This is a genomic window from Staphylococcus sp. 510 (assembly GCF_057219715.1).
Map to the genome: position 1 here is coordinate 103803 of NZ_JBXVVK010000002.1, position 21728 is coordinate 125530.

Sequence of the window (21728 nt, forward strand, 5' to 3'; positions counted from 1 at the left end):
CATGATTAATTATATGAAAAGTGAGCTTTATAGAATATTTCATAGTAAAGGATTATATATATATTTAATTGTTTGTAATGTTCTAATGATACTTGCGGCACTCACATTATGTTATTTTGATAAAACGGAAAATAATTTTCCTTATGGTAATGCTAAGTTTTTCTATACTAATGTTATTACAGCTGGATTACTCATCTTGGTTATTGGTGCATCCATGAATATGTTAGTGAATAGTAAGCAAAACAAAGCTTTAAATAAAATTTCAATTTCTTTTGATACAGCAGTTGCATCTATTTATTGGGGCAAATTTATAGTTTATATCCTGAGTTTCTCAGTTTTATCTCTTATTAGTACTGTTGTAACAGTTATATTAGGTATCACATTATTTGATTTTGATCAAACAGCACTCACGAATTATTTAATAGCGTTAGTTAATATGGCTCCTATTGTATTTGGTGGTCTCGCTCTAGCCCATGCTATTAATAGTTTTAAAGCTAATCTTGCAATAGTTATCATTATTATTAGTATTTTTTACTATCAATCGGCAATGATATTACAAGTATTGACGATGATCAGTCATAAATTTGATGTTATTTATGATAATTCTCCAACAGAGCTATTTAATCAAAACTTTAAAGCATTTATGCAGGAGTCAAGTCAGTTTGGGATTCATTATTGGTTAATAGGTGTATTATTAGGATTGATGTTTTTAATGGTAGGTTATTTAATTTATAGAAATAAAGAGTTTATAGACTAATTTAAGGAAGTTATTAAATGATAATCAGTATTATATTAGCGCTCATTCTTGTTGTTATAATTTATAAATATTTATTGTTGAAATATGATATGACTCAATTAACGAAACAATTGAAATATATAAAACATCATATTAATTCGAATCAAATTATTCGAACTAATACTCATCATAAACATTCAGTTAACCTGATTAATGAAATCAATGATGTGTTAAATGCAAAGAGAAAAGAAGTTGTGAAATATAAGCAACAGGAATTACTGTTAAATCAAGAGATTACCAATATATCTCATGATATTCGAACACCTTTAACAGCTATTAAAGGATATGCTAACTTTATGCAGGAGATTGAAACAATAGATGAAGTCAATCGTTATGCTAAGGTGATTAATAGTAAAACAGATAACCTTATCAATATGGTGGATCTATTTCATGAAATGACTAAATTAAATTCAGGAGATTATGCTTTAAATATACAAGAAATTAATATTGATGAATGTTTAAAAGAACAATTTTTATCGTATTTCAACCAATTTGATAACAAGTCTATTAATGTATTATTTAATGAGGATGGTACGCACTTAGTCAAAGCTGATCGAGTATGTTTAGAACGGATTATCAATAATTTAATATCAAATATTCTTAAATATGGTAAGACATATGCGAAAATTAAAGTTTTCGATAACAAAGACAGGGTGCTTATTGAAATACAAAATGATACTGATGAACCATTAAGTGATGGTGATCAAACTAACTTATTCAAAAGATCTCAAACACTTGATGCCAGTAGACATAATGGTAGTACGGGATTAGGTTTATACATGGTTAAGCGATTAGTAGAAGTACAGAATGGTAGAATTACAGCTGCTTACCAAAATAATCAGTTCTATATATCTATTGAATTGCCAAGAGTAAATAGACAAAAATAATGAAAAGATGTAAAAATAAATTAAAACCTGTTCTCAACAACGTCGTTGGGAACAGGTTTGTTATTGTTATTGGGCTTGTAACACACCGTCTTGCATGTGATAGACTTTGTCGCAGAATTGGGTTAATCGCTCGTCGTGGGTAACGATGATGCATGTTTTGTTTCGCTGCTTTGTTTGATGTTCTAAGATTTTCATAACGGCCATCGCGTTGTCTTATCTAACGAAGCAGTGGGTTCATCGGCCAATATGATTGATGGGTTAGTATAGATTGCTTTGGCAATGGCAACACGTTGCTTTTGACCACCTGATATTTCACTAGGGAGTTGGTTCTCTATTTCGGTGAGGCCTAATTGATTTAGTAAATCTTTATATTCATCTTTATTGAGTACATCTTTTTTATACTTTTCAAGTAACTGAAATTGTTGTTTAACCGTTAAAAATGGTACTAAATTAGTGGATTGTAGAATAAATCCAATTTCTTGAATTCTAATACGGGCAAGGGCCTTTTGTTTTAATTGGGTAATATTTTGTTGATTAATCCATATGTCACCCGTAGTAGTTGTTTGTAATGCACCTGCCATTGTTAAAAAAGTGCTTTTCCCAGAACCAGATGGCCCTACAATGGCGATGAGTTCGCCTTGATTAAACGACAAATCAGTTGATTTAACAGCTTCTATCGTTTGGTTACCATCTTTAAATGATTTTGTGACAGCTTTAAATTGTAACATCTGCATACTCCTTTCTATCCAATTGCTTTCAATGGATCAATTTTTCTAATAGATAAGACTGAAAATAGACTTCCTAATAATGAAATAATGATGAGTACTACACCAAATATAAGTAGTGTAATCATATTAAACTGTATTGGAACAGCATCAGGCAGGATAGTGCTTGTTAATAATGTTAGTATCAGTCCAATTGCCGTACCAATCAGTGACAATATAAAGGTTTGTGCTAATACCATTTTAGCTAGATAGGTATTAGTGAAGCCTTGTGCTTTTAAGACGCCGAATAGATTTGTCTTTTGTAGCGTCATGACATATAAGAACACACCGATAACCGTTGCTGAAATCACAAATAGGAAAGAAATCATAAAGTTTAAAGTTAGATTTTGAGCTTTATAACCCGGTAAATTTTCAATAAATGCATTGATAGATACGCCTTCTAAATCACTATCGAGTTTATGATCTTTCCAATTTTTATCTTTCACGACAATGGCATTGGTTTTATCTTTTGATAGCGCTGGATTGATCTTTTCAATCGTTTTGTTATTAGAAAAAATCACTGGTGATGCATTGTACTTCGCACTTTCTGTAATACCTACGACCTTCAATTTTTCGTCTGATTGTGACAATGATAATGTATCGCCAACTTTGAATCCTTTATCTTTAAGGGTTTGGTCAATCACCACTTCATTGGTCTTTTTTACTTGATGCCCGTCAACTAATTTTGGCACTAAAAATGAATGAGATGTCACACCGAAGAGTAAGGCATTTTCTTCTTTTTGTTTATTAGAAACGATGACACCTTGTTGTTTCAATGGTGTTGCTTGTTTGAAGTCGTCTTTCACTTTGGATTGATCAAATACAGATTGTTCTACAGTTTGATTGGCATCTTTGTTTAAAATAATAGCGTCAGCATGCCATTTTTCAATGCCTTCTGTATTCATTTTGATTAACCCGTTTGCCAGTCCAGATAATAAAAATAATAAATAGCTAATGAGTACTAAAATCCCAATAATTAAACTGAACTTAAGTTTGTTTCTTTTAATTTCATTCCAGGCTAAGAACATTAGGTTGTATCCTCCTTTGTAAATAGATAAGGCCGTTGTATAGCTTATCGTGATTAGATTACTTTAAGATACCATTTTTTGCGCTTATTTCATAAAATTTCGGTTGATTTAAAATAATAACAAAACATTGGTAATATTCATATAATTAGTTGAATGTCATATAACCTGTTATAATCAAAGCTCAAATAAGTTAACCTGAGGAGGTTAAATATGAATGAACAAGTCTTGGTCACAGGTGGTAGCGGGTTCTTAGGAATGCGTATCATTAGTGAACTATTAAAAGATGGCTATGAGGTACGTACGACGTTACGTTCTTTAGATAAAAAGAAACAAGTAATTAAAACATTAAATGATCATCACATAAAAACTGAAAAGTTATCATTTGTAGAAGCGGATTTATCAAAGGATGAACATTGGAATGAAGCGATGAAAGATTGTAAATATGTATTGAGTGTCGCTTCACCAGTATTCTTTGATATTCCAGAAGATGAAACGGAAGTCATTAGACCAGCGATTGAAGGTATCCAACGAATTTTGAGAGCAGCGGAGAAAGCGAATGTGAAACGTGTAGTGATGACGTCAAACTTTGGTGCTGTCGGATTTAGTAATAAAGACCAATCTAGTATCACTACCGAAGAAAACTGGACAAACCAAGATGAACCGGGATTGTCAGCTTATGAAAAATCTAAGTTATTAGCAGAGAAGGCGGCATGGGACTTTGTTAAGAATAAAGATAATGATTTAGAATTTGCGACGATAAACCCTGTAGCAATGTTAGGCCCATCATTAGATAGCCACGTATCGGGAAGTTTTAATATTATTAAAAATTTAGTCGACGGGTCATTAAAACGTGTGCCTAATATCCCATTAAATGTAGTTGATGTCAGAGATGTGGCGCGTTTACACATTTTAGCGATGACTACACCTGAGGCCAATAACCAACGATTTATCGCCACGGCAGACGGACAAATTTCAATGCCAGAAATTGCCCAATTAATTAAACATCAACGTCCTGAATTAGCTACTCAAACATCTACAAAGAAATTGCCTAATTTTGTATTAGGTTTAGGTGCGAAGTTTAATAAAGAGGCTAAAGAAGGTAAATTGTTACTTGATATGAATAGAAATGTAAGTAACGAACACGCTAAATCAATACTTGGTTGGCGCCCAATTGGAACACAAGAAGAGGCAATTCTAGAAGCGCTTGATAGTATGGCTAAATATAACTTGATTAAATAAATTAAAAAAGCAGTAGTAGGTCAGTGTTTAAAATGACTTACTACTGCTTTGATGTTGTATATCTATTTTCCTAATAATTTAACAACACGACGTTGTTGTTCTTTACCCGTTGGATCAGCTTGTGTTTTGAGTTCGGTAAATGCTTCAGACCAGTCTGATGTACGAGTACGAATAGGTGGTTCTTCCATTTCTAACGTATTAAGTATGACGATAGCGACTTCTTCAGAAGTTTGAGAGGACCCCGTGCCATAATTCTCTTTAAGACCGCCTAAGTATGAATCAAGGATTGGCTTGTACTCATCATCTTTAAGACCACCCGTAGACTGTAGTTGTGCCATCACATTATTTGTGAATTCTGATTGAATGCCACCTGGTTCGATGAGAGTGAATTTAATATTGAATTCTGGTTGAACGTAACTAGCCATCGCTTCCGTATAACCTTCCACACCGAATTTAGTTGCACAATAAATTTCGTTAAATGGTTGGCCTACAAGACCGCCAACAGAAGATATATTAATGATACGTCCGTCTCTTTGATTTCTCATATATGGTAAGACTGCTTTTGTCATACGAATGACGCCCATTAAGTTTAAATTCAATTGCCACATGATTTCATCATCTGATGCGAGTTCCGTTGTTTTAACAAAGCCAGCACCTGCGTTATTAATAAGGATATCAATACGACCTTCAGTATTGATAATGTCAGTAACGACTTGATTGATATGATCTAAGTTAGTAACATCTAGTTGTTTGACTTCTAAGTCGATACCGTCTTGCTGTGATAATTGCATGAGTGCATCTTGCTTTTCTAAATGACGCATCGTTGCGTATACTTTATATCCTTTTTTAGCCAGTAGTGAAGCAGTTTCTAAGCCTAAGCCTGTTGAAGACCCAGTAATTAATGCGATTTTTTTATTCATGAACGAATTCCCCGATTGTTATTTTTTAAATCTTTAGTTGCGATAAGTTTACGTGGTTATCAATGGAATAGCAAAGATTTAAGACCAACGTTGCTCAACTTTTCCGAATTTCCAAATCAGTGTTGAAATCAACCATGTGATTAAGAACAAACCAACCAAAATATAACCTAAATAGTCAAATTGAATGGATTGAATTAGTGACCAAAAGCCACCTGATAACGCCAATTTATCAGCCATAATTTGTAACAACTCTATTAGGCCAATTATTAAAGCTGCGATAACTGAAATGGTTGTAATTGTAATGTTGTAATAGATTTTACGAATAGGATTAAAGAATGCCCAGTTGTAGGCAGATTTCATCACTACACCATCTAAGGTATCTAATAAACTCATACCCGCCGCAAATAAAATAGGTAATGATAAGATACCTATAAATGAAATAGCTTGTTGAGAAGCACCAGATGATAACGCGAGCAATGCAATTTCGCTTGCTGTATCAAATCCTAAACCAAAGAGGAAACCTAATGGTAATACGTGCCAACTTCTACTGATGACTTTGAAGTAAGGTCCTACAAATCGAGTGATAAAGCCTCTAGATTCTAATAGCTCATTCACTTCCTCATCATCAATGCCCTTTTGTTTACGTAATTTCATAAATAATTGAACTAGAGATACTAGAATAATTAAATTTAAGATACCAATTAGAACTAAGAAAAATCCGGAAACTAACGTGCCAATCGTACCACCTATGTCTTGGAAATGGGGTAATTCACTTTTAGCCCATTTGACTGAGATACCTAGTAATACAGCCATTAAAAATACGACTGTAGAGTGACCGATTGAAAAGTAGAAACCGACACCTACAGGATCGCGACGTTGTTGTAATAACTTTCTAACTGTATTATCGATAGCAGCAATATGATCGGCATCGAAAGCATGACGTAAACCTAACGTATATGCCAATATACCCATGCCAAATAAAATATGATGATCTTTACCTACAAACCATAAAAAGCTAAATCCAATAATGTGTAGTAAGATGACAATACTTATGTATGGTAACCAACTTAATGATTGTCGTTGCATTGATTTCAAAATAATACCCTCTTTCTGATAAACGCATAGAAAATTTTATTAGTGTAACAAAAATGTTATGCCGAAAATAAATTAGTTTTAATTATTATTTAATTGATATTACAACGAAATAAGGTTAATAGATTAAACGTTTGAATGATTATATTGTCAGGTATAGATTAATGACAAGTTTTTAAATAAGGGGGATGACAAATGGTTGAACATCAAGGGTGTGTTAAATGCGGACATACTGAAGTCGAAGAGGGCACACTTTCTGCAACTGGTTCAGGGCTCTCAAAAGTTTTCGATTTACAACATAATAATTTTATAACGATTACTTGTAAAAATTGTGGTTATACGGAATTTTATAAAGATGATAAGAATAGAAAATCAGATATCATTGATCTCTTTTTCGGTGGCTAGTGACTGACTATGAGTCCTTAAATATACTATCTTTAATCATTGATAATGAGTATATGAATGAACATCCCAATTGTTGAATTAAGCGTTCAATATGTTGGGGTGTATTTTTATAAACAAACTATTGTTTTTCTGATTCATTTATTAGTAGACTGATATTATTATAACGATTGAGATGTGTGAAGGGAGGACTTTGATGAATAATGAATATAAAAAAGGCATATTTTTCGCACTAGGCGCATATGTTTTATGGGGCATTTTGCCTATATATTGGGAACTGATTCATCATATTGGTGCATTTGAAATTTTAGCCTTTAGAATTATCTTTTCAGCGATATTCATGATTTTTATTTTAATCATTGGCAAGAATCAAAGGCAAGCATTTATTCGAGATGTGAATCAATTGGTGACACATCCTATACAACTTGTAGCCATCGTCGTTGCTGGTTATGTGATAACGATTAACTGGGGAACGTTTATATGGGCAGTGACGAATGGGCATGTATTACAATCTAGTTTAGGTTATTATATTAATCCGTTAGTGAGTATCTTATTAGCGCTTATTTTCCTAAAAGAACGATTTAATAAATTTGAATGGTTAGCGATTCTATTTGCATTTATTGGCGTACTATACATGACACTGAAAGTAGGAGAATTCCCAATCGTGTCACTCATGTTGGCATTTTCATTTGGGATTTATGGATTATTGAAAAAGGTCGTCCATATCGATGCGATTAGTAGTATTACAGTAGAATGTATTGTCACGGCTCCTGCAGGATTAATTTATGTAGGGTACTTATGGCAACAACATCAACTTAGCTTTGGTATGAACATGTCATCTTTCTGGTTATTATTCTCTGGTGCGATTACAGCGATTCCTTTAATACTATTCTCAGCGGGCGCAAAACGTATTCCATTATCTTTAACAGGGTTCATCCAATATGTTGGACCGACCATTATGTTTGTTTTAGGTATCTTCTTATTTAACGAACCGTTTGATATCAATCAGTTGATTACGTTTATATTTATTTGGATAGGTATTGTGTTATATAGTACATCTCAATATTTAAAAATGAAAAGAAGACCAATTACAGAATAAGAAAAATCATCACCTTTACCCAAGAAAATGTGGTATAGGTGATGATTTTTTAAATTGATATTGAATTGATTAAAATATACCGATTAATTTCATCCATAATGAGCCTAAGCCAATCCAGATGATAAAGTAGACGAATCCTAATACGATATTCATTGTCCACCAACGTTTTTGTGTGATATAGCCTGAGCCATAAAGAATAGGTGCTGGACCACTACTATAGTGTGTTGTTGACACTAATAAGTTACCGAAGAACCCAAGGATTAAAGCACTGAATAATGGAGGTGCTCCGGCTGCGACTGCCACGCCTAATAATGCGGCATACATTGCACTGACATGTGCAGTTGCACTTGCGAATAAATAATGTGAATAGAAGAAAAATAGTATAAGTAACACAATGACAATTGGCCAACTTAAACCATGTAAGCTATGTGCAATCAATTGACTCAACCATGGAATAAATCCTAGTTGGTTTAACTGATCTGCCATGAGTACAAGTACTGAGAACCAAACTAATGTATTCCATGCGCCTGTTTCATTTAAAATATCTTTCCATGTTAAGACACCTGTAAGTAACAGTAATGCTAACGCAATAAACGCTGTTAATGTTGCATCAACATGGATAAAGCTACCTGTTACCCATAATGCTAATGCTACGATAAAGATACCTGTCATGAATTTTTCAGCAATGGATATAGGTCCCATATTGGCTAATTCATTTTCAGCCCACTGTTTGGCATTGGGTGTTTCCTTTACAGTAGGTGGATACATTTTATAAATAATAAATGGAACGACGATTAAGGATACTAGTCCAGGTACAAGTGCAGCTAAAAACCAATTCATCCACGTAATATGTACATGCGCAGTTTTTTCGGCTAAGTTTTGAGCTAGTGGATTACCTGCCATTGCAGTTAAGAACATTGCTGCTGTAATGAGGTTACCTTGGAATTCAGTGAAGATGAGAAAGGCACCCATTTTACGTTCTGTACCGTCTTTAGGACTTGAACCAAATGATTCAGACAGTGATTTAATAATAGGGAACATAATACCACCGGCACGTGCAGTATTACTTGGTGTAGCAGGTGCTAATATTAAATCGACACCCACTAATGAATAAGCTAAGCCCAAGGTCTTTTTACCGAACAGTTTGACGAATTGCAGTGCGATTCGACGACCTAAACCCGTTTTAACAAAGCCTCTTGAAATGAAGAATGCCATAGCAATAAGCCATATACTATTATTACCGAAGCCTTGGACAGCGGTCTTAATATCTACAACACCAACCAATACGGTTAACGTAAATCCAATAATAGATACGGCGCCAATGGGCATAGGTTGTGTGATACAAGCGATGATTGTAGCGACAAATATCGCAAACATATACCATGCTTGAGCATCTAGTGCATCTGGTTTGAAGGGGGTTAATGCCCATATGAGTAAACCAACTACAATAGGAAGAATAAACTTTTTGTATTTTACATTATTTTCCAAGATGAGTTTCCTTCTTTCTTTCTATTAGGAGATTCATTAATACACCACTAGGATAATCCTATTTATAGTGAATGTACAGAGGGTTTGAGTAATTAATTGAGAATCATTTTCGGTGATTTAGGACATAAAAAAGGACCTCACTTAACAAGTGACATCCTTTAAATGGTGATAACCTGAACTGTTGATTTAAGTACCAGATTATCAAAAGTATTGTTGTTTTATAATACGTGCCATTTCTTCAATTTTACCAGCGTGAAGCGGGATATGAATGGCATTTAACATTAATAGACCTTCCACTGTGGAGAATCCTGCAATGGGTTGATCTAACGTTTGCGCCAATTGTTCATCTGTTAATTGTCTTGCACGTTTAGGAATAGTTTGAATATCTTTTAAAATCTCATCGATACTCGGCACACCACCTTCAATTTGAGGCCAGTCAGCTGGTTTAGATCCAGGCGCAAATAGTTGTCTATAGCGTTCTAAATCAACCACATGTTGATTGCCTTTAGATAATGCATTTTCAAAAACAGTTAATACATGACCGAATTGCCAATGTATATTATTAGGAAATACGTCACTATCTTGATCTAAAATATCTTCAACTTTCCAACTATCATACATATTTACTAAATAATGAACACCCGTATCTATAACATCATAAACCGTATTCGTCATCATCCATCTCTCCTATGTATAAAAAATATACTTAATCGTTCTAATTGTGTTTACCCAGAATCATCATATCTTAGACATTACAAAATGAGTGTGATTGATAGTGAATAGTATGAAATGACTATCTTTTATTGTAAGATAGTTGACAAGAATAGATTTATGACTATCTTATATTATAAGATAGTAGTCGGAGGCGTTGATGATGTCAGTATCAAATCAAATGATGAAAGGACTGCTAGATGGCGCAATATTAGGATTAATAGCTAAAGGTGAAACATATGGTTATGAAATATTAGAAAAATTGCATGCCCATCAATTTCCTGAAATTAGTGATGGAAGTATTTATCCTGTACTCTTACGTTTGAGTAAAAAAGGATACGTAGAAACAACAGTTCGTAAATCTGATAATGGTGGGCCTAAAAGAAAATATTATACGATTACAGAAAGCGGCAAAGTAGAGTTAGCAGCATTTCAAGAGAAGTGGAAGTATTTAAACTCAGGTATGAATAATTTATTCGGGAGTGAATAGTTATGTTGAGTAAAGAATCGGAAAATTTCTTGGACAAATTAAGAGTCGAACTTCTTTTTAGAGGAAAAGACGAAGATGAAGTGAACGAGATAGACGATGAATTGCGAGATCATTTACTGACTGCTGAACAAAATGGTGAAGATGTACGTCCTATTATTCAGACGCCTGTAAAATCATATGCAGATCGTTTTGCTAAAGAAATGACATTGACACAGGGATTATATAAATATGTGATGTACTTTATAGTATTCTTATTGGCCATTTTTATGATACCTAGAATGCTTGATCAAGGTACGTTTGATGTGTCAGTATCACTCCTGCTTTATATTATAGGTGTATTCATTTTAGGTGTGGTTGTACAACTCGTAGTGATGAGGAAAGCGTTAGTTCGATGGGGAGATAAGAAAGAATCTTACATTGTGATCATAGGATTTGGTATAGGTGTTTATTTATTGATGATAGCTGGCGAATATTTATTAAGGCATTATCCAATCTATACTATGATTAAATTATCTAATATACAAAGTTTAGCGATTGGAATCATTTTACTCATTTTGACAATGATTGGTTGCTTTATAGTTAAACAGAAGATTTTCGCATTTATTATTTTAATAGTGTCTGCACCTAACTTAATTGCGCACCTTTTCACTGGAAGTATGAGTGGTAATCGTGAAACATTTATTATTATTTCCTCGGTGATACTGTTAATGATTAGTTGGGGATTCATAGGTTATTATATTTATAAGCTCTGGAAATTAAGAAAAGAAGATAAACGTGAATAATTCTATTAAAAGAGGTGGCAGTAGGATGTATAAGTATAAAAAGAGGAATCCTTTTTCTACCCAATCATCTCTAGTTTATGATGAAGGGAACCAACATATTGTTGATATACAGAAAGTTTTTCGTAATCCATTTGAAAGAATCGTAAGTATTGTCACATTATCTTTAAGATTTAGAAGATATGAATTGAGGAATTCAGCAGGAGAAATCATTGTCGAAGCTAGTGCAAAGTCTGTGTTAGAGGGTAAACATTTCGAGTTGTATTATCACGACAAGGGCAGCACACAAAAGATTTTATTTGATAAGAAAAGTAGTGGAACAAAGGATACGTATGGCATTATCAAATTAAATAATCGAATTTTAAATATATATGCCGATGAAAATAATCAGACGCACATGAAAGATGCTAAATTAGATCGTGATATTGCATATTGGAAACAAGTTGGAGACTACGCAGAAATACGTGGTGGAGAAGATCGGTTTTTTGAAGATCATAAGATCTTGTGCATTGCGATACTTCATATCTTTGCAGTGAATCATGTCTATACACGTCATAAAGGATGGTCAATGATAGGACCGCCTACGATATAAAAATTAGCCAAGAATGATAGGAGTAGGTCATTCTTGGCTATTTTTATATGAATTAATGTGTCTCACCTAAAGGGATTTTGATGTCATCATTTCTGTCAATTGCTCCGATTGCTGCGATTAAACCTTTAACAATTGTGTCCAATGACAATGAGGGTGATTGAGATGTTGATTCGACTTGTTCAGGAATATAGGGCACATGAATGAATCCGAATAGCAGGTTTGGAAAGCGTGTAGCATTTAAGTAACCGAGTTGATATAAAATATGATTACATACAAACGTACCTGCACTGTTTGATAGTTTTGCAGGGATGCCTTGTTGTTTGATATTTTCTGTCATTCGTTTAACAGGTAAATTTGAAAAATAAGCTGGTGCACCCTTAGGTTGTATAGGAATATCGATAGGTTGTTGTCCTTCATTATCAGCTATTCTGGCATCATCTATATTGATACCGATACGTTCAGGGGTGATTTCGGCACGCCCACCGGCTTGACCTACTGCAACGACGGCGTCATATTCTCCGCAATCTAACGCTTGTTGTATGACATTCATCACTTTATGAAAGACAGTTGGCACTTCTAACTTTGTAATATCATGTTGTCCGATATGGTCAGGCAATTGCTTAACCGCCTCCCAAGAAGGATTAACTTGATTGCCCTCAAATGGATCAAATCCAGTAACTAGAATCTTCATACGCCCACCTCAATAAATTAACATTTATTAAATCATAACACGATTAAGTATGGTTTAAGAGTATTATAGAATGAGTTAAATCTGATATGCATAATTGCGGATTTGAATATGAAAAGAATTTCACATCTAACCCTAAAAGAAATCGCTTACAATATAGATAGGAGGATTAAATATTGTTAAGTAACAGACAAACTAAAATTTTGTATTTCTTGTTGAAAACAGAATCATTTGTATCAATTGCCAGGTTAGCTGAAATGTTTGATATCTCACAACGTTCTATACAATATGATTTACAAAATATTGAAAGTTTTCAAGACAATAAACAATTCGTATTAATGAGGCATAAGTCATTAGGCGTAAAAGCTAAAACATTGGATCAAAAAATTTATGATTCGGAACTTGATAATTTATCAGAAATAGTTCATTTAACTAAAAACGAACGTAAGACAAATATACTGATTACACTTTTTGAAGCGACACAACCATTGTCATCTAATCATTTAGCAGAATTAATGAAAGTATCGAGACGAACGATTGTGAATGACCTTAAATTAGTACAACAATGGTTGGCATCTTACCATTTAGAAATGAAGTATATTCAAAACAAAGGATTTATTATCAATGGAGAAGAAGAAGCATTAAGACAAGCTTATGCAAATATAGTTAAAAATTATTTCAAAATGACTGTGCCTTATTTTCAAGATAACTTATTTTCTGAAGAAGAGTTAGCGATTGTGAGAAAAACGGTCATAGAAACGTTAAACGAAGAAGATTATCGACTCGTTCAATCTGCAGTAGATGGTTTAGTTTATCATATTATCATTGCTATACACAGATTGAAATTAAATTACTCAATCGATGTTCCAAAAGAAGAATATGAAAAAGTATGTGATACGGTTCAATATCGTATTTCACAAAAATTGAAAAAGAATTTAGAAATTAAATTTGATATTCAATTCTCTGAATCGGAAGCTATTTTTATAACATTACATTTGTTGAGTTCCAAAATTTCTAGTATCAAGGAAAATAATATAAATACTGGAGAACTAGAACAATTTTTAAATGAACTTATTAAACAAGTTAGCGTAGAAATAGGTGTAGATTTAAGAGAAAATAGCAAATTATTAAATGGTTTGATTGTTCATATACAACCTGCAATTCATAGAATGAAATTTAATCTGGTTGAGAAGAATCCTTTGAAAGAAGATATTAAAAAACAATACAAAAATGTTTATGACATAGTGAAGAGAAATATCCATGTCATTGAAGAAGCTTATGACATATCATTTACAGAAGATGAAATTGCATATATGACAGTGCACTTTGTATCAAGTATAGAACGCATTTCCACACAAAAAAGTAGTTATATCAAAGTAGTATTACTTTGTGGCTCTGGCATTGGAACCTCTCAATTACTGAAAAGTAAATTAGGCAATTTGTATCCTGAATTTGACGTGATTGATGCATTTTCGATTTATCAAATTGATGAAGAAGAATTGTTGAAAAAGGGTGTCGACTACATTATTTCTACAGTAGATTGTCATTTTGATGAAATACCAGTTGTTACGGTTGATACCTTTCTTAATAAAAGTTCAAGAGATCAATTGAACCAAATTGTGAATCAATATAGAGAATCTAAAGTCGTTCAATTAGAACAAATAGGAGAAAACCTTAGAGAACTATTACCAGAACACAGAATAACTAAAACTGAACATATGATTAATAAAGATAGGGCGATATATCAAGTGTCTGATTTATTATTACAAGATAATATTATTAAAAGTAGATATGCAGATGCGATTATAAAGCAAATGGAATCGTTTGGACCTTATATGGTAATTAGTCCTCATATAGCATTATTACATTCTGATACCACTTATGTTCAAAAAGGTGCTGGATTTGCAATGACATATGTAGACAACGGTATTCCATTCGGTCATCAGAAATATGACCCAGTTAAGGTGATTATTGTCCTAGCAACGAAAAAACCACATTTACATCTCAAAGCATTAGGACAATTGAGCCAACTATTAACGGATGATATTAAAAAGAAAGCTTTTTTAGAAGGCAATATACAAATGATAAATCAATATATAAATGAAATTTCAGAAGAAAGGATGAATTGAGTGACTTTAGATATTTTGACAGAGGACAAAATAGTTATAAAGGAAAAAGTATCGACTTGGTCCGAAGCTATAGAAATAGCAGCACAACCTTTATTAGATAATCATAGTATTAATAATAATTATGTAAGTGCAATGATAGAAAGTGTGAATGAAATGGGACCATATATTGTTATTGCACCAGAGATAGCTATTGCACATGCAAGGCCTGATAATAATGTAAAAGAAGTTGGATTAAGTCTTTTGAAACTTCATCAACACATTAATTTTGCTGAAGATAGTCATTATGCTTCACTCATTTTTGTCTTGAGTGCAATTGATAATACATCACATTTAACTATATTACAAAGTCTAGCAAGCGCATTAGGAAACCAAGCAATTGTAAATCAATTAGTGCAAGCTGAAAACAAGGAAGACATTTTAAAATTATTAAAGGAGAATGATTAATATGAAAATTTTAGTAGTATGCGGACACGGTTTAGGAAGTAGTTTTATGGTTGAAATGAATGCACAAGAAGCTTTGAAGAATTTAAATGCACCTTCGGATATTGAAGTCGAACATAGTGATATTATGACTGCTAGTCCAGAAATGGCAGACTTATTTATATGTGGTAGAGATTTGGAAGAAAATGCAGAACGTTTAGGTGATGTATTAGTTCTAGATAATATTTTAGATAAAGAAGAATTACAAAATAAATTGGAAAGTAAATTGAATGATTTAAATATGATTTAGGGAGGTGGACATATGAAAGCCATATTAGATTTTATAGTAGATATTTTAAGTCAACCAGCTATATTAGTAGCGCTTATAGCATTTGTTGGATTATTAGTTCAAAAGAAATCTGCTTCAGCAATTACTTCTGGTACGATTAAGACAATGTTAGGTTTCTTAATTTTAAGCGCAGGAGCTGAAGTTGTTTCTAAATCTCTTGAACCATTTGGGAAAATATTCCAACATGCATTTGGTGTTCAAGGAATCGTACCCAATAATGAAGCTATTATTTCGTTAGCTTTAAAAGATTATGGAACTACTGCAGCGCTTATCATGGTATTTGGTATGATTTTAAATATATTAATTGCTCGTGTTACAAATCTTAAGTATATATTCTTAACAGGACATCATACGTTTTATATGGCAGCATTTTTAGCTATTTTATTAACTGTAGGTCATATAAAAGGATATTTAACTGTAGTGATAGGATCAATAATTTTAGGATTAATTATGGCTATATTACCAGCTCTTGCTCAACCAACAATGAGAAAAATAACTGGCAATGATCAAGTCGCATTAGGTCATTTTGGTACTATTAGTTATTGGGCTGCTGGTGAAGTTGGTAAATTATTCAAAGGGAAATCTAAATCTACAGAAGATATTAAATTTCCTAAAGGTTTGAGTTTTTTAAGAGAAAGTACAATAAGTATTTCCATTACAATGGCATTGTTATATTTTATTGCTTCTTTATTTGCTGGAGTAAACTATGTAAATAAAATAAGTGATGGACAAAATTTTATAGTGTTTTCTGTAATACAAGGTGTTACATTCGCTGCAGGCGTATTTATTATTTTAACAGGAGTAAGGTTGATACTTGCAGAGATTGTACCAGCATTTAAAGGGATTTCTGAAAAAATTGTGCCTAACTCTAAACCTGCATTAGATTGCCCTATTGTCTTTCCTTACGCACAAAATGCAGTATTAATTGGATTCTTTGTAAGCTTTATTACTGGTGTTATCGGTATGTTTGTATTGTTTTTATTTGGTGGTGTAGTTATTTTACCTGGAGTAGTTGCACATTTCTTTTTAGGTGCTGCTTCAGCAGTATTTGGCAATGCAAGAGGTGGTATAAAAGGTGCAATTGCAGGGTCAGCTTTAAATGGTTTGTTAATAACATTTTTACCATTATTATTCTTACCTTTCTTAGGAGAACTTGGACTTGCATCAACAACATTCTCTGATACCGACTTTTTAGCTGTTGGAATTGTATTTGGTAACATCGTCAAGTTTACTGGTATCATTGGGGCTATTATCTTTATCGTTGTTATTGCTACAGTAGCTATATTATTAAAAGGGAAATCAGATAAAAGAGTAGAACAGTTATAAACCCAATGACTCAATAAAAAAACAGGTCGTAAAACGTATCGTTTTACGGCCTGTTTTAAATATTTTAATTATGCGTGTGCATGTTCTGGAACGTCTTTGAAGTTTTCTAAACGACGTTCCCATTCTTCATCACTAATATCATGTGTTGCAACGTAACGGTTGCGTTCATGTTTTGCACAGTCGTATGAGCATGCGCCTAAATATTTTTCTTCATTTTCTTCTGAAACAAGGATTTGTTTGTTACATTCTGGGTTGGCACAATTGATATAACGTTCGCAAGGTGTGCCGTCGAAATGTTCTTTACCGACCACTGTTTTCTCAACTTGGTTAACATCTACGCTAATACGTTCATCGAAGACATACATTTTACCATCCCAGTATTGGCCTTTGGTTTCTGGGTCTTTACCATAAGTTGCGATACCGCCGTGTAATTGACCAACGTTTTCGAAGCCTTCTTTAACTAACCAGCCTGAGAATTTTTCACAACGAATACCACCTGTACAATATGTGACAATGTTTTTACCGTCTAATTTGTCTTTGTTGTCGCGGATCCAATCTGGCAAGTCTCTGAAACGTGTAATGTCTGGACGCACAGCACCACGGAAATGACCTAAATCAAATTCGTAATCATTTCTAGCATCTAAGATGACTGTATTTTCATCTTCAAGTGCTTCTTTGAATTCTTTTGGTGAGTAGTATTTACCAGTTGTTTCACGTGGATCTACATCTTCTTCTAAATCAAGTGCAACAATTTCTTTTCTTGGACGTACGTGCATTTTCTTGAATGTGTGACCTTCAGCTTCGTCAATTTTGAATGTCATATCTTTAAAACGTTCGTCTGCATGCATATGTTCAATATATTTGTCTGTATCTTCTTTAGTACCTGATAGTGTACCGTTGATACCTTCTGTTGATACTAAGATACGTCCTTTTAAGTTATTCTCTTTACAGAAGTCTAAGTGTTCTGCAGCAAATGTTTCGGGATCTTCAATCGTTGTATATTTGTAATATAAAAGTACTCTATAATCCATTTTCTATTCTCCTCTAATCTCTTAATCTATGTGTTTTACATCATTATTTATGCATTGTTAAACGTTTCATTAATGTCTACGTATTTTTACACCATTATAATATTGTACCAAAATTAGCAAATGATTCAATATCTAAGCTTATAAATCATTCAAGTGACTGAGTATTTAAATGTATTTTACTAAGATATAAAACTGACAAAATAAGGCAATAATGATTTGAAAATGTTCTTATGTCACAGTATCAGTAAATGGGTTATATCCCTCAATGACTTTAAATTTAATTTCAGATAAAATAGTGATGATATCATTATATATGAAAGAAGGGGTATGAAAATGGAAAATAATGGTTTACCAACATTAAAGTATGAAGGACTATCGGCTAGTGTGGCGCCGATTGTTTCGGAAAGTGAATTGCAAACAATAACAGCGGAACCATGGGTGGAAATCTCGGATAAAGGATTGCAACTTGAGGGCTTAAACTTTGATCGTGATGGGCAATTATTCTTACTCGATGTCTTTGAAGGTAATATCTTTAAAGTTAATCCTGATACTAAAGAAGTGACACGTCCATTTAAATCGAAAAAAGAAAATCCAGCAGCTATTAAAATTCATAAAGACGGTCGATTATTTATATGTTATCTAGGGGATTTCAAATCGACAGGTGGCATATTTGCTACAACTGACAAAGGAGAACAATTTGAAGAGATTATTTCAGAATTAAATACGGAATATTGTATTGACGATATGGTATTTGATCGTAAAGGTGGCTTTTATTTTACTGATTTTAGAGGTTATTCAACTCATCCGCAAGGCGGTGTGTATTATGTATCACCAGATTTTCAAAAGGTGATACCTGTGATTCAAAATATTAGTGTCGCAAATGGTGTAGCCTTAAGTACAGATGAACGTGTGCTTTGGGTGACAGAAACGACTACGAACCGATTACACCGTATTGAATTAGAGGAAGATGGTGTGACAATTGCACCGTTCGGCGCGACGATTCCTTATTATTTTACTGGTCATGAAGGTCCAGATTCTTGTTGTATTGATAGTGATGATAATTTGTATGTTGCGATGTATGGACAAGGAAGAGTCTTAGTATTCAATAAAAAAGGCTATCCTATTGGACAAATTTTAATTCCAGGTCGAGATGAAGGTCATATGCTACGCTCTACGCATCCACAATTTATTCCCGGTACAAACCAACTTATTATTTGTTCAAATGATATTGAAATGGGTGGCGGATCGATGTTATACACGGTAAATGGATTTGCGAAAGGTCATCATAGTTTTCAATTTCATTAAATAAGAGTATGAAAAAAACGGTTTTCTACGTATATGTAGAAAACCGCTTTTTAATATATATTAGTCTTGAATAGAAAATTCTGCTGAAACTTCGAATTTTACTTCTCTACCTAACATTACGCCACCAGTTTCTAATGCTTGGTTAAAGCTAATGCCATATTTTTCTCTATCGATTTTACCAGTTACGATGAAACCTGTTACTTGTTCACCGTTCATAGGATTTTTACTTACGCCATTATATTCAACGTCGAATTTTTCTTCGTGTGTTTCGCCTTTGATTGTTAAGTCGCCAACAACACTATTTTCACTTACTTCTTTAGATACGAAAGTGATTTTGTCGAATTCATCAGTACCGAAGAAATCGCCTGTTTTTAAGTGGTTGTCACGGTCTTCGTTACCAGTATTGATTGAAGCAGGATCAATTGTTGCAGTTGCTTTTAAAGTACTTAAATCGTTAATATCGCCTTCAACGTTAACGTCGAATTTTTCGAATGCACCTTTCACCTTTGAAACCATTAAATGTTTGATTTGGAAATCTAATGCACTGTGTACGCTATCGAATGTAAATTGAGTCATAATTAACTCCTCCGTTTTCTCTTTTTAAATATATCATTTATATTTGATATAAAGAATATACCATGTTGGTTATAGAAAAGCAAACTTTTTATGATTAAATCTTCAAAATGGCATACCTTTACTACTCTCGAGTATATTTAACTCTTAAATGTGTCGAATGAAAGCGTAATGGGAAAATTTATAAAGAATGGAAAATTATTATAAACAGGGGTGTTATTGAAGATGAGTATCACAAGAGATATCAATCATATTGGGTTAACAGTTCCAGACATTGAAGTAGCGACAGAATTTTTCAAACAAGGATTAGACGGGAAAGTGGCTTATGACAGTCAAACACAAAATGATAGCCCTAGAGAGGGTGAGTTTGTTGAAGAGGTGTTAGGTCTTGAGAAAGGTGCCAAAATTATTAAAAAAAGAATGATGGTTTTTGGTAATGGTCCAAATATTGAACTATTTGAATTTAAAGATGCATCACAACAACAAGCCGTATCTTTACAAGACATAGGTTTTACTCATCTTTCATTCTATGTAGATCACTTTGATAAAGCTTTGTCACAAATCAAACGTGCAGGTGGACAACCTATATCTGAACCTCATCTAAATACACGTTATGAAGATACGAAAGATAATCAAACGGTTTATGTTAAGACACCGTGGGGAAGCTTAATTGAGTTACAAACGATACCAAATGGTTATTATTATCCTCCTGATAGTGAAGCTGATGTATTTATTCCGAATAAAATTGATGATTGATGTCATTATTGTTCGAAAGTGGGTATAAGTGGACTAAAGGGGGATGACAATGAATTATATTAAATACATTCAATCAGCAGACGGTACTAACCTATATGCGAAGGTCAACGAGGTATCGGAACCAAAGGCCAATATCATTGTTGTTCACGGTTTAGCTGAACACCTTGAACGTTATGATCATATCACGTCATTTTTAAATGATAATCAATTTAACGTCATTCGTTACGATCAACGTGGACACGGTCGTTCAGAAGGAAAACCTGTATATTATAGTAATAAAGATGAAATTGTGGAAGATTTAGATGCAATGATTCAATTTGTGAAAGAAACATATAAAGGTAATGTTTATCTTATTGGACATAGTATGGGCGGATATACAGTTACATTATATGGTACAAAACACCCTGGACTTGTCGATGGTATTGTCACTTCAGGTGCATTAACACGTTATAACCTGAAATTATTTGGAGAACCTGACCGTAGTCAACCAGAAGATAAATATTTACCGAATGAACTTGGTGATGGTGTATGTTCAGATGAAGATACGATTCGAAAGTATGAATTAGACGATTTAGTAGCTAAAGATATCTCTTTTGGATTAATTTATACATTGCTTGATGGCGTCAAATTATTAAAAGCACAAGCAGCATCGTTTACTGATCCTATATTGATATTACATGGCAAGGAAGATGGACTTGTGAGTTATCAAGATTCTCTTGAATTGTTTAATGATATTAGTTCCGAACATAAATCAATGCATATTTATGATGGACTAAAACATGAAATATTTAATGAATCATCATATAATCAAAGTATTTTCCAGGAAATAGTAGACTGGTTAAACCATCATGTATCACAATAAAA

At 33.2% G+C, this 21728-nt stretch carries 23 protein-coding genes and 1 pseudogene; 15 read left to right on the forward strand and 9 right to left on the reverse strand.

The window, feature by feature from the left end; genetic code table 11:
• Window position 1: 1 nt before the first annotated feature.
• A complete protein-coding gene (locus AC2D8K_RS02415; RefSeq protein ID WP_124228059.1) occupies window positions 2-757 on the forward strand; it encodes a hypothetical protein in 756 nt (251 codons plus the stop codon).
• Window positions 758-774: 17 nt separating this feature from the next.
• Window positions 775-1683, forward strand: a complete 909-nt coding sequence (locus AC2D8K_RS02420) for a sensor histidine kinase (RefSeq protein ID WP_484697941.1) — start codon at window positions 775-777, stop codon at window positions 1681-1683.
• A gap of 66 nt (window positions 1684-1749) precedes the next feature.
• Here the strand turns inward: AC2D8K_RS02420 and AC2D8K_RS02425 are convergent.
• Together AC2D8K_RS02425 and AC2D8K_RS02430 are read right to left on the reverse strand one after the other, a co-directional pair.
• Window positions 1750-2411 (reverse strand): annotated as a pseudogene (locus AC2D8K_RS02425) (ABC transporter ATP-binding protein).
• Window positions 2412-2425: 14 nt separating this feature from the next.
• The gene (locus tag AC2D8K_RS02430) at window positions 2426-3475 is read right to left on the reverse strand and encodes an ABC transporter permease (RefSeq protein WP_107533073.1); all 1050 of its coding nucleotides are present in this window, start codon (window positions 3473-3475) and stop codon (window positions 2426-2428) included.
• 210 nt (window positions 3476-3685) lie between these two features.
• Between AC2D8K_RS02430 and AC2D8K_RS02435 the strand changes: the two genes are divergently transcribed.
• The gene (locus tag AC2D8K_RS02435; RefSeq protein WP_107533072.1) at window positions 3686-4714 is read left to right on the forward strand and encodes an SDR family oxidoreductase; all 1029 of its coding nucleotides are present in this window, start codon (window positions 3686-3688) and stop codon (window positions 4712-4714) included.
• A gap of 62 nt (window positions 4715-4776) precedes the next feature.
• On the opposite strand, the gene AC2D8K_RS02440 is transcribed toward AC2D8K_RS02435, so the two are convergent.
• Window positions 4777-5634 (reverse strand): SDR family oxidoreductase, encoded by an 858-nt coding sequence (locus AC2D8K_RS02440; RefSeq protein WP_124228063.1) that lies wholly within the window; start codon window positions 5632-5634, stop codon window positions 4777-4779.
• Between the two features lie 78 nt (window positions 5635-5712).
• On the reverse strand, window positions 5713-6720 hold the full coding sequence (locus AC2D8K_RS02445) for a HoxN/HupN/NixA family nickel/cobalt transporter (protein ID WP_124228263.1): 1008 nt from the start codon (window positions 6718-6720) through the stop codon (window positions 5713-5715).
• A 201-nt stretch (window positions 6721-6921) separates the two neighbouring features.
• Here AC2D8K_RS02445 and AC2D8K_RS02450 point away from each other — a divergent pair, with 201 nt between their 5' ends.
• Together AC2D8K_RS02450 and rarD are read left to right on the forward strand one after the other, a co-directional pair.
• The gene (locus tag AC2D8K_RS02450) at window positions 6922-7131 is read left to right on the forward strand and encodes a zinc ribbon domain-containing protein (RefSeq protein ID WP_002466596.1); all 210 of its coding nucleotides are present in this window, start codon (window positions 6922-6924) and stop codon (window positions 7129-7131) included.
• A gap of 193 nt (window positions 7132-7324) precedes the next feature.
• Window positions 7325-8227, forward strand: coding sequence for an EamA family transporter RarD (rarD, locus tag AC2D8K_RS02455; RefSeq protein ID WP_002451384.1), 903 nt, complete (start codon window positions 7325-7327; stop codon window positions 8225-8227).
• Window positions 8228-8296: 69 nt separating this feature from the next.
• Here the strand turns inward: rarD and AC2D8K_RS02460 are convergent, their stop codons facing one another.
• Window positions 8297-9715 carry an anion permease gene (locus tag AC2D8K_RS02460; protein ID WP_484697942.1) on the reverse strand — a complete coding sequence of 473 codons (1419 nt, stop codon included), beginning with the start codon at window positions 9713-9715 and terminating at the stop codon, window positions 8297-8299.
• A 201-nt stretch (window positions 9716-9916) separates the two neighbouring features.
• Window positions 9917-10393 carry a DinB family protein gene (locus AC2D8K_RS02465; protein ID WP_124228065.1) on the reverse strand — a complete coding sequence of 159 codons (477 nt, stop codon included), beginning with the start codon at window positions 10391-10393 and terminating at the stop codon, window positions 9917-9919.
• Window positions 10394-10589: 196 nt separating this feature from the next.
• On the opposite strand from AC2D8K_RS02465, the gene AC2D8K_RS02470 reads away from it, so the two are divergent.
• From AC2D8K_RS02470 to AC2D8K_RS02480, 3 genes are read left to right on the forward strand one after another with little or no spacing between them, the layout of a single operon-like run.
• Entirely contained in the window at window positions 10590-10916 is a 327-nt protein-coding gene (locus tag AC2D8K_RS02470; protein WP_002466587.1) for a PadR family transcriptional regulator, read from the forward strand.
• Window positions 10917-10918: 2 nt separating this feature from the next.
• Entirely contained in the window at window positions 10919-11698 is a 780-nt protein-coding gene (locus tag AC2D8K_RS02475; protein WP_124228066.1) for a hypothetical protein, read from the forward strand.
• Between the two features lie 25 nt (window positions 11699-11723).
• The gene (locus AC2D8K_RS02480) at window positions 11724-12287 is read left to right on the forward strand and encodes a tubby C-terminal domain-like protein (RefSeq protein WP_484697944.1); all 564 of its coding nucleotides are present in this window, start codon (window positions 11724-11726) and stop codon (window positions 12285-12287) included.
• 52 nt (window positions 12288-12339) lie between these two features.
• On the opposite strand, the gene pcp is transcribed toward AC2D8K_RS02480, so the two are convergent.
• The gene (gene pcp / locus AC2D8K_RS02485; protein ID WP_124228068.1) at window positions 12340-12978 is read right to left on the reverse strand and encodes a pyroglutamyl-peptidase I; all 639 of its coding nucleotides are present in this window, start codon (window positions 12976-12978) and stop codon (window positions 12340-12342) included.
• A 173-nt stretch (window positions 12979-13151) separates the two neighbouring features.
• Between pcp and AC2D8K_RS02490 the strand changes: the two genes are divergently transcribed.
• The 4 genes from AC2D8K_RS02490 to ulaA are packed head-to-tail and all read left to right on the forward strand — an operon-like array spanning window position 13152 to window position 17199.
• Complete coding sequence (locus tag AC2D8K_RS02490) at window positions 13152-15104, forward strand: BglG family transcription antiterminator (RefSeq protein WP_124228069.1); 1953 nt, start codon at window positions 13152-13154, stop codon at window positions 15102-15104.
• A complete protein-coding gene (locus tag AC2D8K_RS02495) occupies window positions 15105-15548 on the forward strand; it encodes a PTS sugar transporter subunit IIA (protein WP_124228070.1) in 444 nt (147 codons plus the stop codon).
• A gap of 1 nt (window position 15549) precedes the next feature.
• Window positions 15550-15834 carry a PTS sugar transporter subunit IIB gene (locus AC2D8K_RS02500; RefSeq protein ID WP_047211259.1) on the forward strand — a complete coding sequence of 95 codons (285 nt, stop codon included), beginning with the start codon at window positions 15550-15552 and terminating at the stop codon, window positions 15832-15834.
• 12 nt (window positions 15835-15846) lie between these two features.
• On the forward strand, window positions 15847-17199 hold the full coding sequence (gene ulaA, locus AC2D8K_RS02505; protein ID WP_124228071.1) for a PTS ascorbate transporter subunit IIC: 1353 nt from the start codon (window positions 15847-15849) through the stop codon (window positions 17197-17199).
• Window positions 17200-17267: 68 nt separating this feature from the next.
• Here the strand turns inward: ulaA and trhO are convergent, their stop codons facing one another.
• Window positions 17268-18230, reverse strand: coding sequence for an oxygen-dependent tRNA uridine(34) hydroxylase TrhO (gene trhO / locus AC2D8K_RS02510; protein ID WP_002451377.1), 963 nt, complete (start codon window positions 18228-18230; stop codon window positions 17268-17270).
• 333 nt (window positions 18231-18563) lie between these two features.
• Here trhO and AC2D8K_RS02515 point away from each other — a divergent pair, with 333 nt between their 5' ends.
• Complete coding sequence (locus AC2D8K_RS02515; RefSeq protein WP_124228072.1) at window positions 18564-19535, forward strand: SMP-30/gluconolactonase/LRE family protein; 972 nt, start codon at window positions 18564-18566, stop codon at window positions 19533-19535.
• Between the two features lie 60 nt (window positions 19536-19595).
• On the opposite strand, the gene AC2D8K_RS02520 is transcribed toward AC2D8K_RS02515, so the two are convergent.
• Window positions 19596-20111 (reverse strand): YceI family protein, encoded by a 516-nt coding sequence (locus AC2D8K_RS02520; RefSeq protein WP_002451375.1) that lies wholly within the window; start codon window positions 20109-20111, stop codon window positions 19596-19598.
• Between the two features lie 222 nt (window positions 20112-20333).
• On the opposite strand from AC2D8K_RS02520, the gene AC2D8K_RS02525 reads away from it, so the two are divergent.
• Together AC2D8K_RS02525 and AC2D8K_RS02530 are read left to right on the forward strand one after the other, a co-directional pair.
• Complete coding sequence (locus AC2D8K_RS02525) at window positions 20334-20864, forward strand: VOC family protein (protein WP_124228073.1); 531 nt, start codon at window positions 20334-20336, stop codon at window positions 20862-20864.
• Between the two features lie 49 nt (window positions 20865-20913).
• Entirely contained in the window at window positions 20914-21726 is an 813-nt protein-coding gene (locus AC2D8K_RS02530) for an alpha/beta hydrolase (protein ID WP_075778287.1), read from the forward strand.
• The last annotated feature ends 2 nt before the right edge of the window (window positions 21727-21728 follow it).

What these genes read in the sequence shown, in the direction of transcription:
- AC2D8K_RS02415 (WP_124228059.1), top strand. Translation starts at nt 2, where the DNA reads ATGATTAATTATATGAAAAGTGAGCTTTATAGAATATTTCATAGTAAA.
- AC2D8K_RS02420 (WP_484697941.1), top strand. Translation starts at nt 775, where the DNA reads ATGATAATCAGTATTATATTAGCGCTCATTCTTGTTGTTATAATTTAT.
- AC2D8K_RS02430 (WP_107533073.1), bottom strand. Translation starts at nt 3,475, where the DNA reads ATGTTCTTAGCCTGGAATGAAATTAAAAGAAACAAACTTAAGTTCAGT.
- AC2D8K_RS02435 (WP_107533072.1), top strand. Translation starts at nt 3,686, where the DNA reads ATGAATGAACAAGTCTTGGTCACAGGTGGTAGCGGGTTCTTAGGAATG.
- AC2D8K_RS02440 (WP_124228063.1), bottom strand. Translation starts at nt 5,634, where the DNA reads ATGAATAAAAAAATCGCATTAATTACTGGGTCTTCAACAGGCTTAGGC.
- AC2D8K_RS02445 (WP_124228263.1), bottom strand. Translation starts at nt 6,720, where the DNA reads ATGCAACGACAATCATTAAGTTGGTTACCATACATAAGTATTGTCATC.
- AC2D8K_RS02450 (WP_002466596.1), top strand. Translation starts at nt 6,922, where the DNA reads ATGGTTGAACATCAAGGGTGTGTTAAATGCGGACATACTGAAGTCGAA.
- rarD (WP_002451384.1), top strand. Translation starts at nt 7,325, where the DNA reads ATGAATAATGAATATAAAAAAGGCATATTTTTCGCACTAGGCGCATAT.
- AC2D8K_RS02465 (WP_124228065.1), bottom strand. Translation starts at nt 10,393, where the DNA reads ATGATGACGAATACGGTTTATGATGTTATAGATACGGGTGTTCATTAT.
- AC2D8K_RS02470 (WP_002466587.1), top strand. Translation starts at nt 10,590, where the DNA reads ATGTCAGTATCAAATCAAATGATGAAAGGACTGCTAGATGGCGCAATA.
- AC2D8K_RS02475 (WP_124228066.1), top strand. Translation starts at nt 10,919, where the DNA reads ATGTTGAGTAAAGAATCGGAAAATTTCTTGGACAAATTAAGAGTCGAA.
- AC2D8K_RS02480 (WP_484697944.1), top strand. Translation starts at nt 11,724, where the DNA reads ATGTATAAGTATAAAAAGAGGAATCCTTTTTCTACCCAATCATCTCTA.
- pcp (WP_124228068.1), bottom strand. Translation starts at nt 12,978, where the DNA reads ATGAAGATTCTAGTTACTGGATTTGATCCATTTGAGGGCAATCAAGTT.
- AC2D8K_RS02500 (WP_047211259.1), top strand. Translation starts at nt 15,550, where the DNA reads ATGAAAATTTTAGTAGTATGCGGACACGGTTTAGGAAGTAGTTTTATG.
- ulaA (WP_124228071.1), top strand. Translation starts at nt 15,847, where the DNA reads ATGAAAGCCATATTAGATTTTATAGTAGATATTTTAAGTCAACCAGCT.
- trhO (WP_002451377.1), bottom strand. Translation starts at nt 18,230, where the DNA reads ATGGATTATAGAGTACTTTTATATTACAAATATACAACGATTGAAGAT.
- AC2D8K_RS02515 (WP_124228072.1), top strand. Translation starts at nt 18,564, where the DNA reads ATGGAAAATAATGGTTTACCAACATTAAAGTATGAAGGACTATCGGCT.
- AC2D8K_RS02520 (WP_002451375.1), bottom strand. Translation starts at nt 20,111, where the DNA reads ATGACTCAATTTACATTCGATAGCGTACACAGTGCATTAGATTTCCAA.
- AC2D8K_RS02525 (WP_124228073.1), top strand. Translation starts at nt 20,334, where the DNA reads ATGAGTATCACAAGAGATATCAATCATATTGGGTTAACAGTTCCAGAC.
- AC2D8K_RS02530 (WP_075778287.1), top strand. Translation starts at nt 20,914, where the DNA reads ATGAATTATATTAAATACATTCAATCAGCAGACGGTACTAACCTATAT.